The organism is Streptomyces sp. NPDC091272, assembly GCF_044757485.1.
GTDB lineage: Bacteria > Actinomycetota > Actinomycetes > Streptomycetales > Streptomycetaceae > Streptomyces.
The window spans coordinates 19,670-27,397 of sequence record NZ_JBIVVC010000015.1 but is presented as its reverse complement, the minus strand read 5'-3'; the positions used below and the strand labels follow the sequence as shown (position 1 = coordinate 27,397).

6 protein-coding genes and 1 pseudogene are annotated in these 7,728 nt (G+C 69.8%); 4 read left to right on the top strand and 3 right to left on the bottom strand.

Annotation, left to right across the window (positions count from 1 at the left end; translation table 11 throughout):
• Positions 1-221: 221 nt before the first annotated feature.
• Both ACIQM4_RS30815 and ACIQM4_RS30810 read right to left on the bottom strand, forming a co-directional pair.
• Entirely contained in the window at positions 222-899 is a 678-nt protein-coding gene (locus ACIQM4_RS30815; protein WP_401598322.1) for a response regulator, read from the bottom strand.
• Positions 900-1,251: 352 nt separating this feature from the next.
• Positions 1,252-2,094 (bottom strand): annotated as a pseudogene (locus tag ACIQM4_RS30810) (RecB family exonuclease); the annotation flags it as partial.
• A gap of 186 nt (positions 2,095-2,280) precedes the next feature.
• Here ACIQM4_RS30810 and ACIQM4_RS30805 point away from each other — a divergent pair.
• The 3 genes from ACIQM4_RS30805 to ACIQM4_RS30795 all read left to right on the top strand — a co-directional run bounded on the left by ACIQM4_RS30805 (position 2,281) and on the right by ACIQM4_RS30795 (position 5,369).
• On the top strand, positions 2,281-3,528 hold the full coding sequence (locus tag ACIQM4_RS30805; RefSeq protein WP_401598321.1) for a site-2 protease family protein: 1,248 nt from the start codon (positions 2,281-2,283) through the stop codon (positions 3,526-3,528).
• Between the two features lie 58 nt (positions 3,529-3,586).
• Positions 3,587-4,495 (top strand): tRNA (adenine-N1)-methyltransferase, encoded by a 909-nt coding sequence (locus tag ACIQM4_RS30800; protein ID WP_398420083.1) that lies wholly within the window; start codon positions 3,587-3,589, stop codon positions 4,493-4,495.
• Between the two features lie 268 nt (positions 4,496-4,763).
• Positions 4,764-5,369 carry a hypothetical protein gene (locus tag ACIQM4_RS30795; RefSeq protein WP_401598320.1) on the top strand — a complete coding sequence of 202 codons (606 nt, stop codon included), beginning with the start codon at positions 4,764-4,766 and terminating at the stop codon, positions 5,367-5,369.
• Between the two features lie 22 nt (positions 5,370-5,391).
• On the opposite strand, the gene ACIQM4_RS30790 is transcribed toward ACIQM4_RS30795, so the two are convergent.
• Positions 5,392-5,712 carry a ferredoxin gene (locus ACIQM4_RS30790; RefSeq protein ID WP_401598318.1) on the bottom strand — a complete coding sequence of 107 codons (321 nt, stop codon included), beginning with the start codon at positions 5,710-5,712 and terminating at the stop codon, positions 5,392-5,394.
• Between the two features lie 243 nt (positions 5,713-5,955).
• Between ACIQM4_RS30790 and arc the strand changes: the two genes are divergently transcribed.
• Positions 5,956-7,722 (top strand): proteasome ATPase, encoded by a 1,767-nt coding sequence (arc, locus tag ACIQM4_RS30785; protein WP_401598317.1) that lies wholly within the window; start codon positions 5,956-5,958, stop codon positions 7,720-7,722.
• Positions 7,723-7,728: the final 6 nt, after the last annotated feature.

Sequence of the window (7,728 nt, the reverse complement as noted above, 5' to 3'; positions counted from 1 at the left end):
CGGGCCGCCCCGGGGGGGCCGGGGGGGGGCGCGGGGGGGGGTAGGCGCGTTGCCGCGTCCCCCGGGGGGGGGGCCCCCCCCGTACCCGCCGGGGGGGCCCCTCCTCCGTACGCGTCGGCCATCGGCCATCGGCCATCGGCTGCCGCAAGCGGCAAGCGGCAATCGGCAATCGGCACTCGGTGACCGGCCGGCGGCCATGGGCCCCCGGCCGCCGAAATCCGCTAGCTGCCGCCCGCCCCCGGCCGCACCAGCCCGCTCTCGTACGCGTACACCGCCGCCTGCACCCGGTCCCGCAGCCCCAGCTTCGTCAGCACATGCCCGACATGCGTCTTCACCGTCGTCTCGCTCACGAACAGGTCCGCGGCGATCTCCGCGTTCGACAGACCACGCGCCACCAGCTTCAGCACCTCCACCTCACGCTCCGTCAGTGTGTGCAGGGTGTCCGGCACCTCGTCCTCACCGGACGGCAGATGATCTGCGTACTTGTCCAGCAGCCGACGGGTGATGCTCGGCGCCAGCATCGCCTCGCCCGCAGCCACCACCCGGATCGCCTGCACCAGCTCGTGCGCCGGTGCGTCCTTCAGCAGGAACCCGCTGGCCCCCGCCCGCAGCGCCTCCACCACGTACTCGTCCAGGTCGAAGGTCGTCAGCACCAGCACCTTCGCCGGACCGTCCCGGCCGGGCCCGGTGATCTGCCGGGTCGCCTCCACACCGTCCATCCGCGGCATCCGGATGTCCATCAGCACCACATCGGGCTGCAACGCCCGCACCTGGTCGAGCGCCTGCAGACCGTCCCCGGCCTCACCGACGACCGCGAGATCCTGCTCGGCCTCCAGAATCATCCGGAAACCGGTACGCAGCAGAGGCTGGTCGTCGACCAGTAGGACGCGGATAGCCACAGGGACTCCTTCGCTAGACGGCCACCATTCTGCACTGCCCGCCGTCCAGGCCCCCCGGCCCCCTGCTGCACGGCACCCCCGCCGCCCCGCGCCACCGGCCCTACTCCAGGGCCCCCTGGCCCTGAGCCTCCGCGCCCTCCCGGGCCCGGACCTCCGCGGACTCCCGCACCTGCACCTCGCCCATTTCCCGCACCTGCACCTCGCCCGCTTCCCGCACCTGGATCTCTGCGGACTCCCGTACCTGGACCTCCGCTGCGTCCCGCACCTGGATCTCCGCGCCCTCCCGCACCTGGGCCTGCCCGTCGTCCCGCACCTGGACCTCCCCGCCGTCCCGCGGCCGGACCTCCACAGGCCCCCGCGGCCGGATCTCCAACGGATACACCGGAGGCGTCCCGCCGAACTCCGGGCAAACCGCCCGGTGATCGCACCAACCGCACAGCTTCGTCGGACGGGGACGCCACTCACCCGTCTCCGTCGCCTCCTTGATCGCCTCCCACAGCGCATGGAGCTTGCGCTCCATCCGCTCCAGATCCATCTCGTTCGGGTCGTAGGTCATGACGTCGCCGCTGCCCAGATACACCAGCTGAAGCCTGCGCGGCACGATCCGCTTCCACCGCCAGATCACCAGCGCGTAGAACTTCATCTGGAACAGCGCACCCTCCGCGTACTCCGGACGCGGCGCCTTACCCGTCTTGTAGTCGACGATCCGCACCTCACCCGAGGGCGCCACGTCCACCCGGTCGATCACCCCGCGCAGCCGCAGCCCCGACTCCAGCTCCGTCTCGACGAACAGCTCCCGCTCGGCCGGCTCCAGCCGGGTCGGATCCTCCAGCGTGAACCACTTCTCGACGAGGTCCTCCGCCTGCCCCAGCCACCGAGCCAGCCGCTCGCCGCCCCCGTCCTCGGCGAACAGCCCCGACAGCTCCGGCTTCGACTCCAACAGCCGGTCCCACTGCCCCGGCACCATCGCCCGCGCCTTCGGAGCCGTCCGCTCCACCGCCGGATCGTCGAACAGCCGCTCCAGCACGGCATGCACCAGCGTCCCCCTGGTGGCCGCCTCACTCGGCTTCTCCGGCAGCTTGTCGATCACCCGGAACCGGTACAGCAGCGGACACTGCATGAAGTCGCTCGCCCGTGAGGGTGACAGCGAGGTGGGCCGCCTCGCAGCGACCGCAGGACCGGCACTCGTATTCATGACTCCGACCCTACGACCCGCCACCGACAACGCCCCCCTACCATCGACGGCAGACCCTCCCGCACTGCATGATCAGGGCAATGCCCCGCACAACGGCACCAGAGCGACAGCACCGCGGGACACGTTCTCTGTACGGTGATCCACCGGTCCACCGGCAGAACGACGCAGCACCAACGAAGGGACACCGTGGACGAGAGCGGCGACAACGGACGCCCCCCAACGGGCCCGGACGCCACGGACACCGGCGGCACACCGGCCAAGGGAGGCCCCGAGCGCCCCGGCGAACCCGGCGGCGGCCTCCTCATGGGCCGCCCCTTCGGCGTCCCCGTCTACGTCGCCCCCAGCTGGTTCGTCGTCGCCGCCCTCATCACCTGGGTCTTCGGCGGCCAGATCGACATCGTCCTGCCCGAGCTCGGAGCCGTCCGCTACCTCGTCTCCCTGTTCTTCGCAGTCGCCTTCTACGCCTCCGTACTCGTCCACGAACTCGCCCACACCGTCGCCGCCCTCCGCTTCAAACTCCCCGTCCGGCGCATCCAGCTCCAGTTCTTCGGCGGAGTCTCCGAGATCGAGAAGGAGACCGAGACCCCCGGCCGCGAATTCGTCCTCGCCTTCGTGGGCCCCCTCCTCTCCCTCGTCCTCGGCGGCGCCTTCTACCTCGCCATGCGACTCGTCGAGGCGGGCACCGTCCCCGGCGTCCTCCTCGCCGGCCTGATGATCTCCAACCTCATCGTCGCCGCCTTCAACCTCCTGCCCGGCCTTCCCCTCGACGGCGGCCGGATGCTCCGCGCCGTCGTCTGGAAGATCACCGGCAACGCCATGACCGGCACCGTCGCCGCCGCCTGGGTCGGCCGCGCCCTCGCCGTCGCCGTCCTCATCGGCCTCCCCCTCCTGACCCACACCGGCGCCCTCGGCAACGCCACCCAGGACATCACCGGCATGGACACCGTCCTCGACGCACTCCTCGCCGCGATCCTCGCCGCCATCATCTGGACCGGCGCGGGCAACAGCCTCCGGATGGCCCGGCTGCGCGAGCACCTCCCCGACCTGCGCGCCCGCACCCTCACCAGGCGCGCCGTCCCCGTCGAGTCCGCCACCCCCCTCTCCGAAGCACTCCGCCGCGCCAACGAAGCGGGCGCCCGCGCCCTCGTCGTCGTCGACGGACACGGCGAACCCACCGCCGTCGTCCGCGAAACAGCCATCGGCGCGGTCCCCGAACACCGCCGCCCCTGGGTCGCCGTCAGCGGCCTCGCCCAGGACCTCACCGACCGGCTGCGCATCCCCGCCGAACTCGCAGGCGAAGCCCTCCTCGACCGGCTCCGCGCCGCCCCCGCCACCGAATACCTCGTCGTCGAGGAAACCGGCGAGATCTACGGAGTACTCTCCACCGCCGACGTCGAGCGCGCCTTCGTCAAGGCCATGGCCCGCCCCCAGTAGCCGCCCGCGGGGCCGCCGCGCGGCGAGAGGGCACCCAAACAGCCGGTAGGCTGGTCACATGTCCGAACCGACCGGTGCCGCCCGACGACGCGGGCCCTTCAAGGTCGGGGACCAGGTCCAGCTGACTGACCCCAAGGGCCGCCACTACACGTTCACGCTCGAAGCCGGGAAGCAGTTCCACACCCACAAGGGTGCCTTCTCGCACGACGAGCTGATCGGGGCGTCCGAGGGCAGTGTTGTCCGTACCACGGGGAACGTCGCCTACCTGGCGCTCCGCCCCCTGCTCCCCGACTACGTCCTGTCCATGCCCCGCGGCGCAGCCGTGGTCTACCCCAAGGACGCGGGGCAGATCCTGGCCTTCGCCGACATCTTCGCCGGCGCCCGCGTCGTCGAAGCCGGAGTGGGCTCCGGCGCCCTCAGCGCCTTCCTGCTGCGCGCCATCGGCGACCACGGCATGCTGCACTCCTACGAGCGCCGCCAGGACTTCGCGGACATCGCCCAGGGCAACGTCGAACGCTACTTCGGCGGCCCGCACCCCGCGTGGACCCTCACCGTCGGAGACCTCCAGGACAACCTCTCCGACACCGAGGTCGACCGCGTCGTCCTCGACATGCTCGCCCCCTGGGAAACCCTCGAAGCCGTCTCCAAGGCGCTCGTCCCCGGCGGCATCATGTGTGCCTACGTCGCCACCACGACCCAGCTCGCCAGGACCGTCGAGTCCATCCGCGAGATCGGCTGTTTCGCCGAACCCCAGCCGTGGGAATCCATGGTCCGCAACTGGCACGTCGAAGGCCTCGCCGTCCGCCCGGACCACCGCATGATCGGCCACACCGGCTTCCTCGTCACCGCCCGGCGCCTCGCCGACGGTGTCGAGCCCCCCATGCGCCGCCGCCGCCCCTCCAAGGGCGCCTACGGCGAGGACTACGAAGGCCCCAACAAGGAACGCGGCAACAGCCAGCAGGCCTGAGCGGCCGTCGGGCACCCGCCCGACAGCCCCCGGCCGCCCGCCGCCCCAACAGACCGGCGCCGCCGTCCAGTTCCCGGACCGACACGAGAACTGGACGGCGGCGCCTTCGCGTTGCCACCCCCACGGGCGGCCGACCGCACGGGTTGACCCTTTCTTTGTACGAAGGCCGCCACCCCGGCGTTCCGCACCGCCACCCCCGTATGGCACGATTCCGGCACCCCTCCCGTCGCCGGCGCCCACCGGCACAGCCCCACAGGAGACACCCCGCGTGCAGAACTCCGCGCTCCCGGACCTCGCACACACCCGGCCCCGCGCGGTGCACTGGCTGGCCACCGCCGCCGCCACGGCCGCGGTCGTCGCCCTCGCAGGACTGCTCCAGCCCACCGCCGCCACCGCAACCGGGGCCACCCCGCAGCACACCGCCGACGGCCGCCCGGACACCCTCCCCCCGGCCCCCGGCCCCACCCGCGCGGGAGAGCCCGTGGCGGCCCCCGACGCGACAGCCGCCACGTACCCCCTGAAATGCCGCGGCGGCAGCACCACCGTCGTGAAGCAGGCCTCCGGCGACCTCGACGGCGACCACCGCCCCGAAACCGTCGCCGCCGTCCGTTGCCGGAGCGGCTTCGGCACGCCCCCCACCGGGATCTACGTCCTCACCTCGCCGCAGCGCGTCGTCGCGACCCTGCTGGACCCCGCCGACCAGCAAAACGTCACCGAGCTCACGGTCACAGGGGGCACCGTCACCGCGACCCTCCTCGGCTACTCCTCCGAGAACGTCGCCCGCTGCTGCCCCGACACCCGTGGCACGCACAAATGGCAGTGGCGGAACGGTACGTTCACCCGCTCCGCCACCACCGACGCCCGCGGCGTCTGACCCGGGTCCGGGCCACCGCGACCTACTCCGCGTCCGGCCCGTAGACCTCGACCCTGTCCGAAACCCGACGTACATGAATACAGTCGCCGGGGCACTCCTTCGCCGAGTCCACGACATCCGTCAGCAGCGTCAGCGGCACCGGAGTCGTGGCCCCAGGGGCCTGGAGCAACTCGTCGTCACCACTTTTCACATACGCGAGACCGTCGATGTCGAGCTCGAAGACCTCCGGCGCGTACTGCGCGCAGATCCCGTCGCCGGTGCAGAGGTCCTGATCGATCCACACCTCAAGAGGGTCCCCGACCTGGGCACCGTCCGCAGTGGGAGCCTCGTCCTGCACGCTCATATCTCCTGCCGTTCCCTGCGCGGTATGCACCAATTGAAGCCAGCCCTGACGGGTGTTGAACACTTCGACGATACAACCGCCCGCTTTCCGATGTTGCTGGGTGGGTATCCCCCCAGTGTGAGGGAGTACGCAAGGGTGAAGATCGGACACTCCTCGATCCTGTTTGTGATCTAGGGGTTTCAACCAGCACCCACCCAGGTAGGGTCAGGAAGCGTCCAGCTCCCCTTGGAGGAGGTGAGGACCGTGGCAGCCCACGACGACGACATCAACCGCGGCATCCGGCCCGCGCGAGGGTCCGAGGACCCCGCCGGACAGGTTGCCTATCTAGAGCAGGAAATCGCCGTCCTGCGACGCAAGCTCGCCGACTCTCCGCGCCATACGAGGATTCTCGAAGAGCGGATCGTCGAGCTGCAGACCAACCTGGCAGGCGTGTCCGCCCAGAACGAGCGGCTCGCCAACACGCTCCGCGAGGCCCGCGACCAGATCGTGGCCCTCAAGGAAGAAGTGGACCGGCTCGCACAGCCGCCGGCCGGCTTCGGCGTGTTCCTGGAAGCCATCGAGGACGGCACGGCCGACATCTTCACCGGGGGCCGCAAGCTCCGGGTGAACGTCAGCCCAGGCGTCGAGCTCGAAGAGCTCCGACGCGGCCAAGAAGTGATGCTCAACGAAGCACTCAACGTGGTCGAAGCCATGGAGTACGAGCGCGCCGGGGACATCGTCACCCTCAAGGAGATCCTTGAGGACGGCGAACGCGCCCTGGTCACCGGGCACACCGACGAGGAACGGGTGGTCAGGCTCGCCGAGCCGCTGCTGGACGTCACCATCCGCCCCGGCGACGCCCTGCTGCTCGAACCCCGCTCCGGCTACGTATACGAAATCATCCCGAAGAGCGAGGTCGAGGACCTCGTCCTCGAAGAGGTCCCGGACGTCGACTACGAGAAGATCGGCGGCCTGGGCAACCAGATCGAACTGATCAGGGACGCCGTCGAACTGCCCTACCTCTACCCCGACCTCTTCAAGGAGCACGAACTGCGGCCCCCGAAGGGCATCCTGCTCTACGGCCCGCCCGGCTGCGGCAAGACACTCATCGCCAAGGCCGTCGCCAACTCCCTTGCCAAAAAGGTCGCCGAGGTCACCGGACAACCCCAGGGGAAGTCCTACTTCCTCAACATCAAGGGACCCGAACTCCTCAACAAGTACGTCGGCGAGACCGAGCGGCACATCCGCCTGGTCTTCCAGCGAGCCCGTGAGAAGGCCAGCGAGGGCACCCCCGTCATCGTCTTCTTCGACGAGATGGAATCCCTCTTCCGCACCCGCGGATCCGGCGTCAGCTCGGACGTGGAGAACACCATCGTCCCCCAGCTGCTCGCCGAGATCGACGGCGTGGAAGGCCTGGAGAACGTCATCGTCATCGGCGCCTCCAACCGCGAAGACATGATCGACCCCGCGATCCTCCGCCCCGGCCGGCTCGACGTCAAAATCAAGATCGAGCGCCCGGACGCGGAAGCGGCCAAGGACATCTTCGCGAAGTACCTCAAGGCGACCCTGCCACTGCACTCCGACGACCTCACGGAGCACACCGGCTCCAAGGACGCCGCAGTACACGGCATGATCCAGACAGTCGTCGAGCAGATGTACGCGGAAACCGAGGAGAACCGCTTCCTCGAAGTCACGTACGCCAACGGCGACAAGGAAGTCCTCTACTTCAAGGACTTCAACTCCGGCGCGATGATCCAGAACATCGTCGACCGGGCCAAGAAGATGGCGATCAAGGCCTTCCTCGACCACAACCAGAAGGGCCTGCGGGTCGCGCACCTCCTCCAGGCCTGCGTGGACGAGTTCAAGGAGAACGAGGACCTGCCCAACACCACCAACCCCGACGACTGGGCCCGCATCTCCGGCAAGAAGGGCGAGCGGATCGTCTTCATCCGCACCCTCGTCACCGGAAAGCAGGGCGCGGACACCGGACGCTCCATCGACACGGTGGCCAACACCGGCCAGTACCTGTAGAACACA